Source organism: Stutzerimonas zhaodongensis (assembly GCF_003696365.1).
GTDB classification, from domain to species: domain Bacteria; phylum Pseudomonadota; class Gammaproteobacteria; order Pseudomonadales; family Pseudomonadaceae; genus Stutzerimonas; species Stutzerimonas zhaodongensis.
Genome location: NZ_RFFM01000007.1, coordinates 118,829 through 135,118, shown reverse-complemented (window position 1 = coordinate 135,118; position 16,290 = coordinate 118,829). Strand labels below are relative to the sequence as shown.

At 58.3% G+C, this 16,290-nt stretch carries 15 protein-coding genes; 4 read left to right on the top strand and 11 right to left on the bottom strand.

Features of this window, described 5'->3' with window-relative positions; all coding sequences use genetic code 11:
* The first annotated feature begins 523 nt into the window (after window positions 1-523).
* Together EA797_RS19745 and EA797_RS19740 are read left to right on the top strand one after the other, a co-directional pair.
* Window positions 524-1,474, top strand: coding sequence for a lysylphosphatidylglycerol synthase transmembrane domain-containing protein (locus EA797_RS19745; RefSeq protein ID WP_122168384.1), 951 nt, complete (start codon window positions 524-526; stop codon window positions 1,472-1,474).
* Between the two features lie 87 nt (window positions 1,475-1,561).
* Entirely contained in the window at window positions 1,562-2,305 is a 744-nt protein-coding gene (locus EA797_RS19740) for a VC0807 family protein (RefSeq protein WP_122168382.1), read from the top strand.
* Between the two features lie 5 nt (window positions 2,306-2,310).
* On the opposite strand, the gene EA797_RS19735 is transcribed toward EA797_RS19740, so the two are convergent.
* Window positions 2,311-3,210 (bottom strand): AEC family transporter, encoded by a 900-nt coding sequence (locus EA797_RS19735; protein ID WP_122168380.1) that lies wholly within the window; start codon window positions 3,208-3,210, stop codon window positions 2,311-2,313.
* 107 nt (window positions 3,211-3,317) lie between these two features.
* Window positions 3,318-4,241, bottom strand: coding sequence for a dTDP-4-dehydrorhamnose reductase (rfbD, locus tag EA797_RS19730; RefSeq protein ID WP_122168378.1), 924 nt, complete (start codon window positions 4,239-4,241; stop codon window positions 3,318-3,320).
* A gap of 364 nt (window positions 4,242-4,605) precedes the next feature.
* Between rfbD and EA797_RS19725 the strand changes: the two genes are divergently transcribed.
* A complete protein-coding gene (locus EA797_RS19725) occupies window positions 4,606-5,004 on the top strand; it encodes a Rho termination factor N-terminal domain-containing protein (protein ID WP_122168376.1) in 399 nt (132 codons plus the stop codon).
* A gap of 247 nt (window positions 5,005-5,251) precedes the next feature.
* Entirely contained in the window at window positions 5,252-5,785 is a 534-nt protein-coding gene (locus EA797_RS19720) for a ferritin-like domain-containing protein (protein ID WP_122168374.1), read from the top strand.
* A gap of 91 nt (window positions 5,786-5,876) precedes the next feature.
* Here EA797_RS19720 and lpxC read toward each other — a convergent pair whose 3' ends face one another.
* The 9 genes from lpxC to murD all read right to left on the bottom strand — a co-directional run bounded on the left by lpxC (window position 5,877) and on the right by murD (window position 16,288).
* Entirely contained in the window at window positions 5,877-6,788 is a 912-nt protein-coding gene (gene lpxC, locus EA797_RS19715; protein WP_122168367.1) for a UDP-3-O-acyl-N-acetylglucosamine deacetylase, read from the bottom strand.
* Between the two features lie 111 nt (window positions 6,789-6,899).
* Complete coding sequence (gene ftsZ / locus EA797_RS19710) at window positions 6,900-8,087, bottom strand: cell division protein FtsZ (protein ID WP_122168365.1); 1,188 nt, start codon at window positions 8,085-8,087, stop codon at window positions 6,900-6,902.
* A gap of 47 nt (window positions 8,088-8,134) precedes the next feature.
* A complete protein-coding gene (gene ftsA / locus EA797_RS19705) occupies window positions 8,135-9,382 on the bottom strand; it encodes a cell division protein FtsA (RefSeq protein ID WP_122168430.1) in 1,248 nt (415 codons plus the stop codon).
* 12 nt (window positions 9,383-9,394) lie between these two features.
* Window positions 9,395-10,252: a cell division protein FtsQ/DivIB gene (locus EA797_RS19700; protein ID WP_122168363.1), complete on the bottom strand. Its 858-nt coding sequence runs from the start codon at window positions 10,250-10,252 to the stop codon at window positions 9,395-9,397.
* Between the two features lie 3 nt (window positions 10,253-10,255).
* Window positions 10,256-11,200, bottom strand: coding sequence for a D-alanine--D-alanine ligase (locus EA797_RS19695; RefSeq protein ID WP_122168361.1), 945 nt, complete (start codon window positions 11,198-11,200; stop codon window positions 10,256-10,258).
* Window positions 11,197-12,657, bottom strand: a complete 1,461-nt coding sequence (gene murC / locus EA797_RS19690) for a UDP-N-acetylmuramate--L-alanine ligase (protein WP_122168359.1) — start codon at window positions 12,655-12,657, stop codon at window positions 11,197-11,199. The genes EA797_RS19695 and murC overlap by 4 nt, the downstream gene beginning before the upstream one ends.
* Entirely contained in the window at window positions 12,650-13,720 is a 1,071-nt protein-coding gene (gene murG, locus EA797_RS19685; protein ID WP_122168357.1) for an undecaprenyldiphospho-muramoylpentapeptide beta-N-acetylglucosaminyltransferase, read from the bottom strand. Before murG ends, murC begins: the two co-directional genes overlap by 8 nt.
* Window positions 13,710-14,945, bottom strand: a complete 1,236-nt coding sequence (ftsW, locus tag EA797_RS19680; RefSeq protein WP_122168355.1) for a putative lipid II flippase FtsW — start codon at window positions 14,943-14,945, stop codon at window positions 13,710-13,712. The genes murG and ftsW overlap by 11 nt, the downstream gene beginning before the upstream one ends.
* Window positions 14,945-16,288 carry a UDP-N-acetylmuramoyl-L-alanine--D-glutamate ligase gene (gene murD / locus EA797_RS19675; protein ID WP_122168353.1) on the bottom strand — a complete coding sequence of 448 codons (1,344 nt, stop codon included), beginning with the start codon at window positions 16,286-16,288 and terminating at the stop codon, window positions 14,945-14,947. Before murD ends, ftsW begins: the two co-directional genes overlap by 1 nt.
* Window positions 16,289-16,290: the final 2 nt, after the last annotated feature.

Genomic DNA, 16,290 nt, shown 5'->3' with positions numbered 1-16,290 from the left:
GGAACCCTGAGTGTTCGGAGCTGCCGAGCACTGTCAGTACTCGCATGAACCAACGCCTCCAGTGCTGGAGGGCTTTACCATCCAGGCCCTGCACACCCCTAACCAGACTGGGTGTTCTGGAGCATGCGCAGCGTACTCTCAACTGGAGAGCCGCTCGGCATGCTTCGCGCCTCCTCTCAACTCACGCAAATGGCGTTCTGCATCAAGAGACAGACTTGAGAAACTTCGGATCCGAAGTTATGGAACGGCTAAAGATGATGAATCGCCTTCGCCGAGTGACCGAAGCGGGCTCCCTATCCGGGGATCATGAGAGATAACCGGCATAGGACACTTGTATTTGACTGGTGCATCGTGTGAATCACAGACACTGCTCAGCTGCCGGGGCAGAAGTACCTTGGCGGACAATGAACAAAATGCCCGCTCCGCTGCCGATAAAGGAACCGGCCGAATTATTGCGACGCATGCATCCCAACTGTCCGAACCTTAGCTTCGAGGCACATGCCGTCGCCGAGGAGCCCACGCAATGATGAAAAGGAGCGATGTCGCATGGACTCTTGTCGGCATCTTAGCGGTACTGCTTTCCGGCTATCTGCTTTATCAGGAGGTGCGCAACCTTTCGCTTGCAGAGCTCACGGATAGCCTAAACGCCATCACGCGCCACAACTGGCTCCTGGCAGGGCTAGCGACGCTGGGCGCCTATGTTGCGCTGGCCTGGTATGACCGCATCGCCCTAGCCCACCTCGGCAAGCACATCTCGTGGTGGTTCATAACCCTCTGCTCGTTCACTACCTACGCTCTGGCACATAACATCGGCGCATCGGTATTCTCAGGTGCAGTTGTGCGTTATCGCGCCTATCGCAGCAAAGGACTCACCCCGCACGAGATCGGGGTGTTGATCGTATTTTGCTCCCTGACCTTCTTTCTCGGCACGCTACTGGCTGGCGGTATGGTCCTGATCTTGCGGCCGGACTTGCTGCACAGGCTCGTTGACGTCGGGCCATGGCTATCCACAGCGATCGGAACCTCGCTGTTATGTTTGATTGGGTTATATGTCATCGGGGCGTGGCGACACTTCGCCCCGATGCAGATTGGCAAATGGCGGATTGCCTATCCGCGGCTACCCATCGTGGGCCGGCAGCTGATTGCTGCACCGCTGGAGCTAGCCTGCGCAGCTGCAATCATCTACTTCGCGCTACCCGAAGCGTCGAATCCCGGTTACCTCGTGGTGCTCGGTGTGTTTCTCGCGTCGTTCTCCTTGGCGCTGCTCTCCCATGCACCAGGGGGACTGGGCGTGCTTGAAGTGACTTTTCTCGCCGCGCTCCCAGAATTGCCCACTGCTGACGTCCTGGCAGCGTTGATCGTGTTCAGGGGCTTTTATCTGATTCTGCCCTTCGCGCTCGCAATCCTGGTCGTGACGATGTTCGAAGCAGGACAATGGTCGCAGCGCAGAAAGAAAGCCGCAGCTGATCAGTGAACTTGTCACGCAACGACACCATTGCACTATGGCTATGCCAGTCCTCTCGCGCGATCATCAGTCCTCTCAAGAGAAGAAACCGAATACATGACAGATCCTCGCATCAACCAGCCCGATCCGCGCAAACCAGCTGAGCGCCAGCCTCGACCCTTGATGGACCTTGCGATCAGCATTGTCATTCCATCGCTGATTCTTATGAAACTCAGCGGCGAAGATCGTCTGGGGGCAGATGGTGCGCTATTACTGGCACTAGCCTTCCCACTTGGCTGGGGCATGTTCGAGCTGGCGGTATACCGCAAATTCAACTGGATCGCCCTGCTAGGGCTGGTCAGCGTCCTGCTTACAGGGGGTATTGGCTTGCTGAAACTTGACCCGGAGTGGCTGGCGATCAAGGAAGCCGCTATTCCGGGAATCATCGGCATTGCTGTACTGGCCTCCACCCGTACACGCTTTCCGTTGATCCGCACGCTGCTTTACAACCCCAGGGTGCTGAATGTCGACAAGGTGCACGAGCAGCTAGAGCGCAACGGTCAGGTGGCTCTCTTCGAGACACGCCTGCTGCGCGCCACCTATTTTCTCAGCGGCACCTTCTTCTTTTCGTCATTCATGAACTATGTGCTGGCAAAGTGGATAGTGAATAGTCCAGCAGGCAGCGAGGCATTCAATGCCGAACTTGGGCGCATGACTCTGCTCAGCTATCCGATGATCGCGATTCCAAGCATGATTATGATGATGGCGATCTTTTATTACCTCTGGAGGACCATACACGGCCTCACGGGGCTGCGCCTGGAGGACATCATTGCCAACCATCCGCCAGGCAAGAAGTCCTGAAGTGGTCATGCAGACATCAGCAGCATCCACAGAGGCAGGCTGATCACAGCCAATAGCGTCGAGAGGAAAACAGCGGAGCTGACTGCCCGGGTATCGTCCTGGTTTATGACGAAAGCGAGAACGTTTACCCCGCTTGGGCAAGCGGCCAGCAAGACCAGTACGCTTCTAGCCTCATGCCCAATCCCCGGCAGCGCACCACTGACGTACCAAACAAGCAATGGGAATACGCCCAATTTCACCACTGTCAGCGCTAGAGCTGAAGCGCTGGGCCTTAGGCGGTACCGCGACAGACTGATGCCCAAGACAATCAACGCACAAGGCAACGCGGCTGCAGCCAGCCAATCAGCGACACGCCATATTGGTTGCGGCAGGTCCAGCCCCGACACGTTCAACAACGCTCCGAGCGCAAGCCCAACGATGAGAGGGTTGGCGAGATTCTTGAGAAGCGCAACACCGCTTACTTTCTGTCCGGAGCCAAGCGCGCTATAGAAGCTCTGTAGCGAGAAAAGGATAAGGCTATGGAACACAAGGATCGCGAAGACGTACACAAGACTGCCGGGCCCAAGCAACGTGGTAACAAGCGGAATACCCACGAGCACGTTATTGGAATAAGCCGCAGTGAGACCGAGAGGTGATGCGCGCCCAAGCAAGCGGTGCGCAATCAGTGCTACCAAACCGAAAACGGTAAGAACTGGCCCGAAGTAGGCCAGCAACAGCATGGCCGACATGCCGTCGCTCAGCTGCGCGCGCGCGATTCCCGCAAACAGCACCGCCGGCATGAACAGCTTGAAGGTGATATTGGCAAGACCCGCTGCTGCCTCACCTGCGAGCCAACCGCGCCGTCCCATCAGGTAGCCGAGCACGATAAGGCCGAAAATCGGCAGAATTGCCTGAAACACAACCACTCGGGATCTCCAGCAACAGGGTGACTTCAGGTCGCCCGCTATCAGGGTCGCCAAGAATGCCGGGGCTCAATCTCTTTAGGTGTTGTAGGCCTGAAGCTTGCGCTTGCTCAGGCCTGGGAATGGGCGGCCTCGCTACCAGCGGCGGTCGCAGAAGCAACGAGCCCATCAAGCACGACCGAAAGCTCATCATGCCAATCAAGAGTTGCGATACCGAAGGTATTTTCGAACTTGGAGCAATCAAGCACAGACCATGCAGGCCTGCGGGCAGGCGTCGGATACTGAGCCGTGGTGATAGGCGAAACCTGAGGCTGCTTTGCGAGCATGCCTTTGGCTTCGGCCTGACGGAAAACCTCCACGGCGAAATCGAACCAGGTACAAGGCGACCGTCCGGTGTAATGGTAAAGGCCCCAGGCAAGGGTGCCGTGCCGGTCGTAGCGCTGCGCAAGCTGCAACAACACATCGGCGATGCTCCCGGCTTGAGTGGGGCATCCAAACTGGTCGGCTACGACTGATAAAGCGTCGCGCTGAGCCCCTAACCGCAGCATGGTTTTGACGAAATTGTGCCCATGCGTGCCGTAAACCCAGCTTGTCCGAAGGATCAAATGCTGATCCATTGCGTCCTGGATAGCCTTTTCACCAGCTAATTTGCTTGCACCATAGGCGCCCGTCGGAGCTACTTCATCCGCTTCGCTATAAGGTGTGCGAGCTTCACCGGAAAAAACATAGTCCGTGGAGATGTGCAGTAACGGGATGGACGCGTGCCGAGCGGCTTCGGCAAGCCTTGCAGCACCATCCCTGTTTACGGCATAAGCCTGCTCACTATGCGTTTCCGCATTATCGACATGAGTGTAGGCCGCGGCATTGATGATCAAGCCGGGCTGCACCTGGGTAATCAGATCTGCAACCTGACCCGCGTCTGTAATGTCCAGCTGGTCACGAGTCATGCCAAGCGCCTCGAGGCCGTGCTGTCGAGCACGGTCTACCAATTCGTGACCGACCTGGCCACCGGCTCCGCATACAAGGATTCGCATCTGGTTGACGCCTCGTTCAAGGCTTGCCGCCACCGGCAAGCATGGATTTGAAAACAGATTCGATTCACGCCTCTCGCATCGGATTGCTGATATAGCGCGCTCCGTGCCTGGTTCAGGCCAGCATAATCGTATTTTGTTCCGCCAATTTCGCTCGAGCTGAGAATTATTGGCGTTTTATACAAAATTATAAAGTCACTACAACCTTTTCGGCTGGCCTGCGGCAATTATGTCCGCCTGAATGAGGCGCGAGACGCCTGCCTTGTGAGGGTGAAACTCCCGTAACGCCATGTGGACCAATCTACAAATGGATGCAGCAAGACCTACGTCATAGCTTCGATCAACATTTCCGATGGGAGTAACGGCCATGCCTAGAGGCGAAAAGTCCAAGTACACCGATAAGCAACAGCACAAAGCTGAACATATTGAACAGAGCTATGAGCAAAAAGGCGTACCCAAAGATGAAGCAGAGGCTCGAGCTTGGGCCACGGTGAACAAGCAAACCGGCGGCGGCGAACGCAAAGGTGGTTCTGGCCGGGCGAAGAGCGAAACAGCCAAACGCGCCGACCGTAAAGATTCAGCGTATCGCGCGGCAAAGGCTCGCTCAGGGGACGCTCCCAATCAGAGACCGGCACGCACTACTCGTTCAGGCAGCACTTCCCTGACCGAACTGACGCGGGACGAACTCATGCAGCGGGCGCGCGAGCGTGACGTCCGCGGTCGCTCGACAATGCGCAAGGACGAACTAATCAAAGCCCTTAGTTGACTGGAGAATGACATGCACGAAGAGCCCGATCCAAGAGATGATGGAACGCCAAGCCCCATCCCAGAACCCGAGCGAAAGGAACCGGGCAAGCAAGTTCCCATCGAGGAACCCAACACGCTGAACCGGCCTGTTGACGAGTAGCCGGCTTGAACCTTTCATGCCGCTTTTCTGATAACTGTGGAGCGGAATGTCGGCAGGCACCTCCTACGCATCTGAAAATCTCGAATACAGAATTCAGGAGACCGTGATGAGCTATGTACAATTGAGCGACAAGAAAACCCTGCGCGAACGTGCGCGACAGCATGTCGAGAACGGCGCGGTAACCGAGAGCTATTCAGCGGATCGGGAGACGGTCATCAACTTGCTCAACGAAGCATTGGCGACTGAGCTTGTGTGCTATCTGCGCTACAAGCGCCACTACTATATGGCAACCGGCCTGAAGTCGAGCGTTGCCGCGGAAGAGTTTCTTGAGCATGCCAACGAAGAACAGGAACATGCCGACCGACTGGCGGAGCGTATCGTACAGCTTGGTGGCGCGCCGGATTTCAATCCCGACAGCCTAACCGAGCGCGCACATGCGCAATATGCCGAGGGCAATGGGCTGCGCGACATGGTGTTCGAGAACCTGGTGGCAGAGCGAATTGCCATCGATAGCTATCGCGAAATCGTCCAGTACATCGGAGACAAGGACCCAACTACCCGGCGAATCTTTGAAGACATCCTCGCCCAAGAAGAAGAGCATGCTGATGACATGGCCGGCCTGCTGGATGGCATGAACTAAGGCTCATCAGAAGGCGGGATTCACTGCCTCACTTTCTTCAGCTAAAAAAAGGCCACCCTAGGGTGGCCTTAAATAGGAAAGAGAGCACTACTCAGCCGGCTGCTGCCGGACGCATGTAGGAGATCGGTGCGGTCTGGGAATCATCGAACGTCACAACTTCCCACGCATCCTTTTGATCCATCAAGGTGCGCAACAAGCGATTATTCAATGCATGTCCTGATTTAAAGCCGCGGAATTCGCCGATCAAGCTGGTACCCAGCAAGTAAAGATCACCGATCGCATCGAGAATCTTGTGCTTTACGAACTCGTCCTCATACCGCAGGCCGTCCTCGTTGAGCACATGGTCCTCATCGACCACGATTGCGTTTTCGACACTACCGCCAAGGGCGAGATTGTGCGAACGGAGAAACTCGATGTCGCGCATGAACCCGAAGGTGCGCGCACGGCTGACTTCCTTTACGAAAGACGTGCTCGAGAAATCTACGCTGGCAGTCTGAGTGCGACCCCGGAAAACCGGATGATCGAAGTCGATTTCGAAACTAACCTTGAAGCCTTCGAAAGGAAGGAATGTGGCGCGCTTGTCGCCGTCCTCCACCGAAACCTCGCGGATGATGCGGATGAACTTCTTTGCAGCATCCTGCTCCTGCAGCCCGGCCGATTGAATCAGGAATACGAAGGGGCCAGCGCTACCGTCCATGATTGGCACTTCCGAAGCGGAAAGCTCGACATAGGCGTTGTCGATGCCAAGCCCAGCCATCGCTGAAAGCAAATGCTCCACCGTGTCGACTTTGACGTCACCGCTGATGAGCGTAGTCGACATGGTTGTCTCGCCAACGTTCTCAGCCCGAGCCGCAATCTGTACGGGTGGATTGAGATCGGTGCGACAGAACACGATTCCTGTATCCACGGGTGCCGGCTTGAGGGTCAGGTATACCTTTTCCCCAGAGTGCAGGCCGACGCCAGTGGCGCGAATGATGTTCTTCAAGGTGCGTTGTCTGATCATGGCTTGGTTTCGCTATTGCGCTGTTGCGAATGGTTTCCAACAAAGGTGGCGATCATAGCAGAACCCCACTTTGCTGAACACCAATCACCCCAATAGTCCTGATACATTCAATCAATCAGCCTGACGACGCAGGAAGGCTGGAATGTCGAGGTAATCCAGATCCTCCTGAGGATTCATCTTGGCTGCTGTGGCAGCTGCATGAGCCTGATTGCGCATGACTGTTGGGCGATCCAGATCGCGGTAGTTAACCGCAGCCTGATCCTGACGAGGCGCCGGCGCAGCTTGTGTGGCTACCGCAGCGGTCTGCAGGGTATTGTCGACAACCTTGACCGGTTTCTCATTACGCGGGCCGAGACCAGTAGCGACGACAGTAACGTGCAATTCATCGAGCATATCCGGATCGATCACAGCACCGACCTTGACGGTTGCTTCATCAGACGCAAATGCCTCGATGATCTCGCCCACTGCGGCGTACTCACCGAGCGAAAGATCCAGACCGGCGGTGATGTTGACCAGAATGCCGCGCGCACCTTGCAGGTTGACGTCTTCGAGCAGCGGATTGCGAATGGCGGCCTCGGTGGCCTCACGCGCCCGGTTCGGCCCGGTGGCGCAGCCGGTACCCATCATGGCCATGCCCATCTCGCCCATGACAGTCTTAACGTCGGCGAAGTCGACGTTCATCAAGCCAGGACGCTGCATGATGTCAGAAATACCACGCACCGCTCCGGTCAGCACGTCGTCCGCTTTGGCAAATGCAGCCAGCAGACTCGCATCTTTACCGAGGATGGTCAGCAGCTTTTCGTTTGGAATGGTGATCAGCGAGTCGACACAGTCAGATAGCTGACGGATACCTTCGTCCGCAACCTGCATGCGACGGCGACCTTCGAACGGGAATGGACGGGTCACGACAGCAACAGTGAGGATACCCATTTCCTTTGCCACCGAGGCGATGACTGGAGCGGCGCCAGTACCGGTACCGCCGCCCATGCCAGTGGTGATGAAGACCATGTCGGCGCCTTGAAGCACTTCGGCGATGCGCTCACGGTCATCCATGGCAGCCTGACGGCCGATGTCGGGATTGGTACCAGCACCCAGACCCTTGGTAATAGCGGAGCCCAACTGCAGCACAGTCCGCGCTTCGATCTTCTTCAGCGCCTGAGCATCGGTGTTGGCGCAGATGAACTCCACGCCTTCAACGTTATTGCGCACCATGTGATTGACGGCATTGCCGCCGCCTCCGCCTACTCCAATGACCTTAATCACTGCACTTTGCGGGGTATGATCTACGAGTTCGAACATTTCCCTCTCTCCTTCCAGCTTTCTAGTTTTAGTTACAGCCGCACTGCTTAAAAATTGCCCTGGATCCAGCTTTTGAGCCGGTCCACGACAGACGTCTTGGGTTCTTCGGCGTAATTGCCGAGGCCGGACATGGAGGTCCCATCGGTTTGCTTGCGCATCCCGTACAGCAACAGGCCCACACCCGTGGAATAGATAGGATTGCGGACCACGTCCGCGAGTCCGTTTACGCTATGCGGTACGCCAAGGCGCACCGGCATGTGAAAGATTTCCTCGGCCAGCTCAACGGCGCCTTCCATCTTTGCTGTACCGCCGGTAAGGACGATTCCTGCCGGAACCAGGTCCTCGTAGCCGCTGCGACGCAGCTCGGCCTGGATGAGTGTAAAGAGCTCGTCATATCGGGGCTCCACGACTTCGGCCAGTGCCTGCCGTGAGAGTTCCCGCGGCGGACGATCTCCGACGCTCGGTACTTTGATGGTCTCGCCGGGGCCGGCCAGTTTGGCTAGTGCGCAGGCGTAGCGGATCTTGATTTCTTCGGCGTACTGAGTCGGTGTACGCAATGCCATGGCAATGTCGTTAGTAACCTGATCACCGGCAATGGGAATGACCGCGGTGTGCCGAATAGCGCCTTCGGTGAAAATACAGATGTCGGTAGTGCCGCCACCAATGTCCACCAGACAGACGCCAAGCTCTTTCTCGTCGTCAGTCAGCACTGCGTGGGCCGAAGCAAGCTGCTCAAGAATGATGTCGTCAACTTCCAGACCGCAGCGGCGCACGCACTTCTCGATATTCTGTGCAGCATTGACCGCGCAAGTGACGACATGGACCTTCGCCTCAAGACGCACCCCTGACATGCCCAGAGGCTCGCGTACCCCTTCCTGGTTGTCGATCACGTAGTCCTGCGGAAGAGTATGCAACACCCTTTGATCTGCAGGGATAGCCACGGCCTGCGCGGCATCGAGCACGCGCTCCAGATCTGCACTGCTGACTTCTCGGTCGCGGATGGCGACGATTCCGTGCGAGTTGAGGCTGCGAATGTGGTTGCCCGCCAGGCCGACGAAAGCTGAGTGGATTCGGCAGCCTGCCATCAGCTGGGCTTCCTCGACGGCGCGCTGAATCGACTGGACGGTGGACTCGATATTGACCACTACCCCTTTCTTCAGCCCGCGAGATGGGTGGGTACCAATTCCTACGATTTCAAGTTCGCCGTCTGCGGTCACCTCACCTACCAGAGCCACCACTTTGGAGGTTCCGATATCGAGACCTACGATCATCTTGCCGCTTTGCACGCTTGGCATCAGTTTCATTCCTCAATTCTTCGCAACGACGGGTTCGTCCGTCGTGGTCGGGCTCGGCTCATGCCACGCGACGGACAAGCCGTTGGCGTAGCGGAGGTCGATCCGCGCAATTCTTTCGCTCTCCTGCGCCAGCTCTTGCTGGTAAATGGCAGTGAAGCGCCGCATTTTTTCGATTATCTGATCCCTGCCCAGTAACAGCTCGACGCCCTGCTTGGTCGTCACAAACCAGCTGCCCCTTGCCCGCAATTCCAAGCGAGCAATCGAAAAACCGAGCGGCCGCAGCATCTGGCTCAGCATCTGATACTGCTGCATCACCCGCTGCTGGGCCCGTTTCGGACCATAGAGCTGCGGCAAGTGTTCATAGCGAGCCAGGTCTTCGGGCGCAAACGCCTGACCGTTGTTATTCAGGAGGGATTCATCACCCCAGCGAGCTATGGGAAGCTGTTCATCGAGTCGCACCATGACCTCGTCAGGCCAGATACGGCGCGCCTCTACATGTGCAATCCACGGCATCTGTTCAAGGTCGCGACGAAGGGCATCGAGATCAACCTTGAAGAAGCTGGCTTCGACGAACGGTGCCATCCGTGCCTGCACTGCCTGCTGGTTCACATAGGTCAGATCGCCTCGAACACTCACTTTCGAGATTGGCCGGTCCGCATAGGGCATCAGGTGATTACCCAGCTCGTAAAGCCCAACTACCAGCCCCACCAGCATCACCGGCCAGAGAGCACGTTTGAGCGAACTTAGACTGGGTCGCGGCAAACGAGCAGCAAGCGGCTCGCGCTGGACCAAACGGCTTGCGCCCCGCTGCACCGGCTTGCGTGAAGTACGCCCAGTACCGGGCTGAGTGTGACGAAGCGTAGTGATCATGGCTCAGTTCCCTGTCGCCAGGCTGGCATCGAGAATGGCAAGCACCAGCTGCTGGAAATCCAGACCTGCGGCACGGGCCGCCATCGGCACCAGACTGTGATCGGTCATTCCTGGCACGGTATTCACCTCTAGCAGCCAGAACGCGCCAGCGCTGTCCTGCATCACGTCGACCCGTGCCCAGCCCTGGATGCCCACGGCCTCGCAAGCTCGTGCGCAAAGGTCTTTGAGCTCTTGCTCCTTCGGGGCTTCGAGGCCACAGGGAATGCGGTACTGGGTATCGTTGGCCACGTACTTGGCGTCGTAGTCATAAAAGGAGTGAGGAGTGCCAAGGCCGATCGGGGGTAGTACCGCGCCGCGCAACGTAGCGACGGTGAACTCCGGGCCCTGAATCCATTGCTCGACCAGCACTTGAGAGTCGTAGGCGCTCGCTGCGCGCCACGCTGCGATCAACTCGGTGATACCTGCCACCTTGGCCATGCCGATGCTGGACCCCTCATGCGCGGGCTTGACGATCAATGGAAAACCAAGCTGCTCTGCAGCGGCATGGCAGTCCGCTTCGCTTGCCAGCACGGCATGCCGCGGCGTCGGTAGACCGAGGCTTTGCCACACCTGCTTGGTGCGCAACTTGTCCATTGCCAACGCCGACGCAAGAATCCCGCTACCGGTATAGGGAATCCCGGCGCATTCGAGCAGGCCTTGCATGCTGCCATCCTCACCGCCACGACCATGCAGAACGATAAACGCGCGATCGATAGGCTCACTGCTCAGACGAGCCAGCAGGTCATCGCCGACATCGATGCCAAACGCATCGACGCCCGCCGCCTGCAACGCCTCCAGCACAGCCGCGCCGGACTTCAGCGACACTTCGCGCTCAGCGCTCTTCCCACCAAACAGCACGGCTACCCGGCCGAACGCCAGGGGATCACGAGTCGATTGCAGGGCAGTCATTCGCTCTTCCTCGCGGCGCTTGCATCGCCAGCAAACAGTGGACTTCTCAGGAGTTGGGGGGCCAGGCCACCAATATCGCCAGCACCTTGGCAGAGCAGGATGTCGCCAGGGCGCAGCAGCGGCTTCACCAGGGGTGCCAGCTCGATACCGCGCTCGATATATATAGGGTCGAGCTGGCCACGCTGACGGATGCTGTGACACAGATGCCGGCTGTCCGCACCAGGCACAGGCTCTTCGCCTGCCGGATACACCTCCATCAGGAGCAGTACGTTCGCGTCATTCAGCACCTGGACGAAATCGTCGTACAGGTCGCGGGTTCGGCTGAATCGATGAGGCTGGTAAACCATGACCAGACGGCGATCAGGCCAGCCTCCCCGTACCGCTTGAATCACTGCAGCGACTTCTCGAGGATGATGGCCGTAATCGTCGACCAGCATCACGCTACCGCCCTCAACGGGCAGCTCGCCATACACCTGAAAGCGCCTGCCTACACCGCCAAACTGCGACAATCCCTGCAGGATGGCATCATCGTCTATGCCCTCATCTGTCGCGATGGCGATTGTGGCCAACGCATTCAGAACGTTGTGGTTGCCCGGCATGTTGACGGATACATCAAGCGCGTCGCAGCCATCACGCAGCACTGTGAAATAGGTGCGCATACCTTCTTGGCGAATGTTGATTGCCCGAACGTCGGCATCTTCGCTTGTGCCATACGTCGTGATCGGACGCCCCACCTGCGGAATGATCTCGCGAACAACCGGATCATCGACGCAAAGCACGGCCAACCCATAGAACGGCAGGTTATGCAGGAATTCGACGAAGGTACGCTTGAGCTTGCCGAAGTCCCCGCCGTAGGTGCTCATGTGATCGGCGTCGATATTGGTCACGACCGCGACCATCGGTTGCAGGTGTAGAAAGCTGGCATCGCTTTCGTCAGCTTCGGCTATCAGGTAGCGGCTGGTCCCGAGCTGGGCGTTGGTGCCTGCAGCGGTAAGCCGCCCGCCAATGACGAAGGTCGGATCAAGCCCGCCCGCCGCGAAAACCGACGCCAGCAAGCTGGTGGTGGTTGTCTTGCCATGGGTGCCGGCCACGGCAATGCCGTGGCGGTAGCGCATCAGCTCGGCGAGCATTTCTGCACGAGGAACTACGGGGATGCGCTGCTCGAGCGCCAGGGCCACCTCGGGATTCGAAGCATTCACGGCACTGGAAACCACCAGCACGTCAGCCCCGGCGACGTTACCGGCCTGATGTCCAATGAAGATCTGCGCGCCGAAGTTCTGCAGTCGCTCGGTGCTTGCCGATGCCTTGAGATCCGAACCGGAAACGTCATAGCCGAGGTTGAGCAGCACCTCGGCGATACCACACATTCCGACACCACCAACACCGACGAAATGGATGCGCCGGATCCGCCGCATGCGCCGGACCTCTGCCTTGACTGCCGCAGGTGATTTAGCCATGCGCCACCTCCAGGCAGATATCGACTACGGTACGGGTGGCGTCCGGCCGAGCCAGACGGCGTGCCGTGGCTCCCATGGCCTTGAGTTTTTCCGGCTGCATCATTACCTCGGTCAGCTGCGCGGCGAGCTCGGCAGCATCGGTGTTGGCTTGTGGGAGAAGAACGGCAGCGCCCTCCTTCGCCAGGTATTGGGCATTACGTGTCTGGTGATCATCGATGGCGTGCGGCAGCGGAACCAGAAACGAAGGCAACCCAGCGGCCGCCAGCTCACACACGGTCAAGGCACCAGCACGGCAGATCACCAGATCAGCCCAGGCATAGGCACGCGCCATATCCTTGATGAAGGGAGCCACCTCAGCCTCTACACCCGCGGCGCTATAGCGCTCCTGCGTGATGTCGGCGTGCTGCTTGCCCGCCTGGTGAAAAACTTCAGGTCGCAATTCCTGGGCAAGTTGCCCAAGCGCTTGCGGCAATAGCTTGTTCAGCGGCTCAGCACCCAGGCTGCCACCCAGCACAAGCAAACGGACCCGTCGACCTTGCAATGTCTGGCGCGGGGTTTCCAGGAACAATTCATGGCGCACTGGATTGCCGGTAGTGCGGCGCTTGTCACTGTTTGGGAATGTATTGGGGAATGCTTCGCAAACCCGCCGGGCAAAGGGAACCAGACTACGGTTAGCCGTACCCGCGACGGCATTTTGCTCATGAATGATCAATGGAACGCCTGCCAGCTTTGCAGCCAGACCGCCTGGCCCCGTGACGTAGCCCCCCAACCCAAGTACGCACACCGGTTGAACCTCGCGCATGACGCGACGCGCCTGACCGAGCGAGCGCAGCAGCTGAAATGGCGCCTTGAGCAGCGACATCACACCTTTGCCGCGCAGACCGGAGACCTGAATGAGATGAAGCGGCAGTCCGGCTGCCGGTACCACTTCATTCTCGATACCGCGAGGCGTCCCCAACCAGTGGACGCTGTAGCCACGGCTCTGGAATTCATGCGCGCAGGCCAGCGCCGGAAATACGTGCCCGCCGGTTCCACCCGCCATGATCAAAACATTAGCGCCCATGGATGACCTCCTTGGGCTTCGCCTCAGCGCCTTCAGCGAAGTCATCCTCGCTGAACTCGGCATCTTCGCTACCAAGCACCGTCCGGCTTTCCCATTCGATGCGCAGCAATAGCGCCATGCTCGCGCAGGTCACCACCAGAGAGCTGCCGCCATAGCTCAAGAACGGCAGGGTCAGACCTTTTGTGGGTAGCAACCCGACATTTACACCAACGTTGATCAGGAACTGTCCGAGCCAGAGAAAAGCCACGCCCCAGGCAATGTATGCAGCAAAGAACTGGCGAGCTCGCTCGGCAGCAAGGCCGATATACAGCGCGCGTACTCCGACAAAGGCAAACAGCAGAATGGTCAGCAGCGCACCGACCATGCCCAGTTCTTCAGCAAGAACGGAAAACACGAAGTCTGTGTGCGCCTCGGGAAGGTAGAACTGTTTCTGTACGCTATTTCCAAGCCCGACACCCACCCATTCGCCACGGCCAAAGGCGATCAACGCCTGAGTCAGCTGGTAGCCGGCTCCGTACTGGTCAGCCCACGGGTCGGTGAATGTGATCAACCGCTGCAGTCGGTATTCCTGCGTCTGAACCAGAATGAACACGGCACCGACCGCGAGCAGAACCAACAGACTGAAACGGATCAACCCAACGCCGCCTAGAAACAGCATCGCCACTGCCGCGCCCATCATGACCACCGTCGCGCCGAAGTCGGGCTCGAGCAGGAGCAGCATGGCCATGGGCAGCAACACGAGAAACGGCTTGAGAAAGCCCCACAGGCTTTCGCGCACTTCCTGCTGACGGCGTACCAGGTAGCCTGCGAGATAAACGACAACGAACAGTTTTGCCAATTCGGACGGCTGAATATTGAATGCGCCGAAGCCGATCCAGCGCATGGACCCGTTTACCTCGCGGCCGATACCAGGGATCAGGACCAGGATCAAAAGCGCAAACGCACCCAGCAGCAGCATCCAGTCAAGCCGCTGCCAAGCCGATAACGGCACAAGTAACACCGCCGCCGCTGCGCCAAGCCCCAATAGCACGTAAACCAGATGACGGATCATGTGGTACATCGCGTTACCGGCGTTCACGGCAGCGACTTCCGAGGACGCTGAGGTGATCATGACCAAACCGAGCCCGAGCAGGCCCAGGCATCCGGCGAGCATCGGAAAGTCGAGGTCCAGTCCGCGCCGACGGCCGAATAAAGGGGACGGTGCACTGCGCAGGAAGGCGAGCATCAGCTAAGCCCCCTGACTGCCGCAGCGAATTGTCGGCCGCGATCTTCAAAGTTCTCGAACATATCGAAGCTGGCACATGCTGGCGACAGCAACACCGCATCACCAGGTTTGGCAAGCGTGGCGGCCAGCTGCACCGCGGCTTGTAAGGTCTCGGCACGATGAATGGGCGCTGCACCCTCCAATGCGGCTGCGAGCAGCTCTGCATCGTGCCCGATGAGAATGACCTCCCGGCACTGATGTGCCACAGGGCCGTGCAGCGCCGAAAAATCTGCGCCCTTACCTTCGCCACCGGCGATCAGTATCAACTCACCTTCTATATCGCTACCCAATCCATCGATCGCAGCAAGCGCGGCGCCCACGTTGGTTGCTTTCGAATCGTCGTAATAACTGACGCCCTTACGCTCACCAACCCACTGGCAGCGATGATCGAGGCCAGTAAAACGCCGCAGGGTGTCGAGCATCGAATCGAACGGCAGCCCTACCGCGTGCCCGAGTGCCAGCGCTGCAAGCGCATTGGACTGGTTGTGAGCGCCGCGGATTTTCAGCTGGCTTGCTGGCATCAACGCATCGAACTGGAATGCGAGATACTTTTCGCCGTTCTCTTCGAACAGGCCGAAGCCCTTGAAGTCAGGCTTGCCCAGGCCGAACGACCAGGTCGGAAGTTCGTCCGCTACCAGAGGACGACTCAGACGGTCATCGCGATTCACTACAACCTGGCGGGCGCCGCGGAATATCCGATGTTTAGCCTGGTGATAAGCCGGCAACCCGTCGTAGCGATCCATATGATCTTCGCTGATGTTCAGACAGGTGGCGACCTCAGCATTCAGCCGATCGGTCGTTTCAAGCTGAAAGCTAGACAGTTCGATTACGTAGAGCTCAGCGCCGTCATCAAGGAGGTCCAGCGCTGGTGTCCCAAGGTTGCCGCCGACGGCAACCTTGCGGCCGGCTGCTTTGGCCATTTCACCGACCAGGCTGGTGACCGTGCTTTTCGCATTGGAACCGGTGATGGCGATGATCGGAGCCTTGGCTTCACGGGCGAACAATTCGATATCGCCCGACAGCTTCACGCCCCGTGCTGCCGCCACTTGTAGCGCGGGCGTGCTAATTGGTAATCCAGGGCTGACCAGCAACTCGCTGGCGCGGCAGAGAAACTCGACGTCAAGCTCACCGCACCGCACTTCGACGTCTGGATAAAGCGCTTGCAGAGTGGCTAGCTCCGGTGGGTTCGCACGCGTATCGGCCACGGCAAACGGCAATCCACGACTCGCCAGGTGGCGAACCAGGGACATGCCGCTTTTGCCGAGACCTACGACAATGCGGAACTGATCGGATGCGATGAGCACTC

Bases quoted from the DNA above. Each gene is read 5' to 3' on its own strand.
- EA797_RS19745 (WP_122168384.1), top strand. From the start codon at position 524: ATGATGAAAAGGAGCGATGTCGCATGGACTCTTGTCGGCATCTTAGCG.
- ftsZ (WP_122168365.1), bottom strand. From the start codon at position 8,087: ATGTTCGAACTCGTAGATCATACCCCGCAAAGTGCAGTGATTAAGGTC.
- EA797_RS19740 (WP_122168382.1), top strand. From the start codon at position 1,562: ATGACAGATCCTCGCATCAACCAGCCCGATCCGCGCAAACCAGCTGAG.
- murG (WP_122168357.1), bottom strand. From the start codon at position 13,720: ATGGGCGCTAATGTTTTGATCATGGCGGGTGGAACCGGCGGGCACGTA.
- EA797_RS19700 (WP_122168363.1), bottom strand. From the start codon at position 10,252: ATGATCACTACGCTTCGTCACACTCAGCCCGGTACTGGGCGTACTTCA.
- EA797_RS19725 (WP_122168376.1), top strand. From the start codon at position 4,606: ATGCCTAGAGGCGAAAAGTCCAAGTACACCGATAAGCAACAGCACAAA.
- ftsA (WP_122168430.1), bottom strand. From the start codon at position 9,382: ATGCCAAGCGTGCAAAGCGGCAAGATGATCGTAGGTCTCGATATCGGA.
- ftsW (WP_122168355.1), bottom strand. From the start codon at position 14,945: ATGCTCGCCTTCCTGCGCAGTGCACCGTCCCCTTTATTCGGCCGTCGG.
- EA797_RS19720 (WP_122168374.1), top strand. From the start codon at position 5,252: ATGAGCTATGTACAATTGAGCGACAAGAAAACCCTGCGCGAACGTGCG.
- lpxC (WP_122168367.1), bottom strand. From the start codon at position 6,788: ATGATCAGACAACGCACCTTGAAGAACATCATTCGCGCCACTGGCGTC.
- rfbD (WP_122168378.1), bottom strand. From the start codon at position 4,241: ATGCGAATCCTTGTATGCGGAGCCGGTGGCCAGGTCGGTCACGAATTG.
- EA797_RS19695 (WP_122168361.1), bottom strand. From the start codon at position 11,200: ATGACTGCCCTGCAATCGACTCGTGATCCCCTGGCGTTCGGCCGGGTA.
- murC (WP_122168359.1), bottom strand. From the start codon at position 12,657: ATGGCTAAATCACCTGCGGCAGTCAAGGCAGAGGTCCGGCGCATGCGG.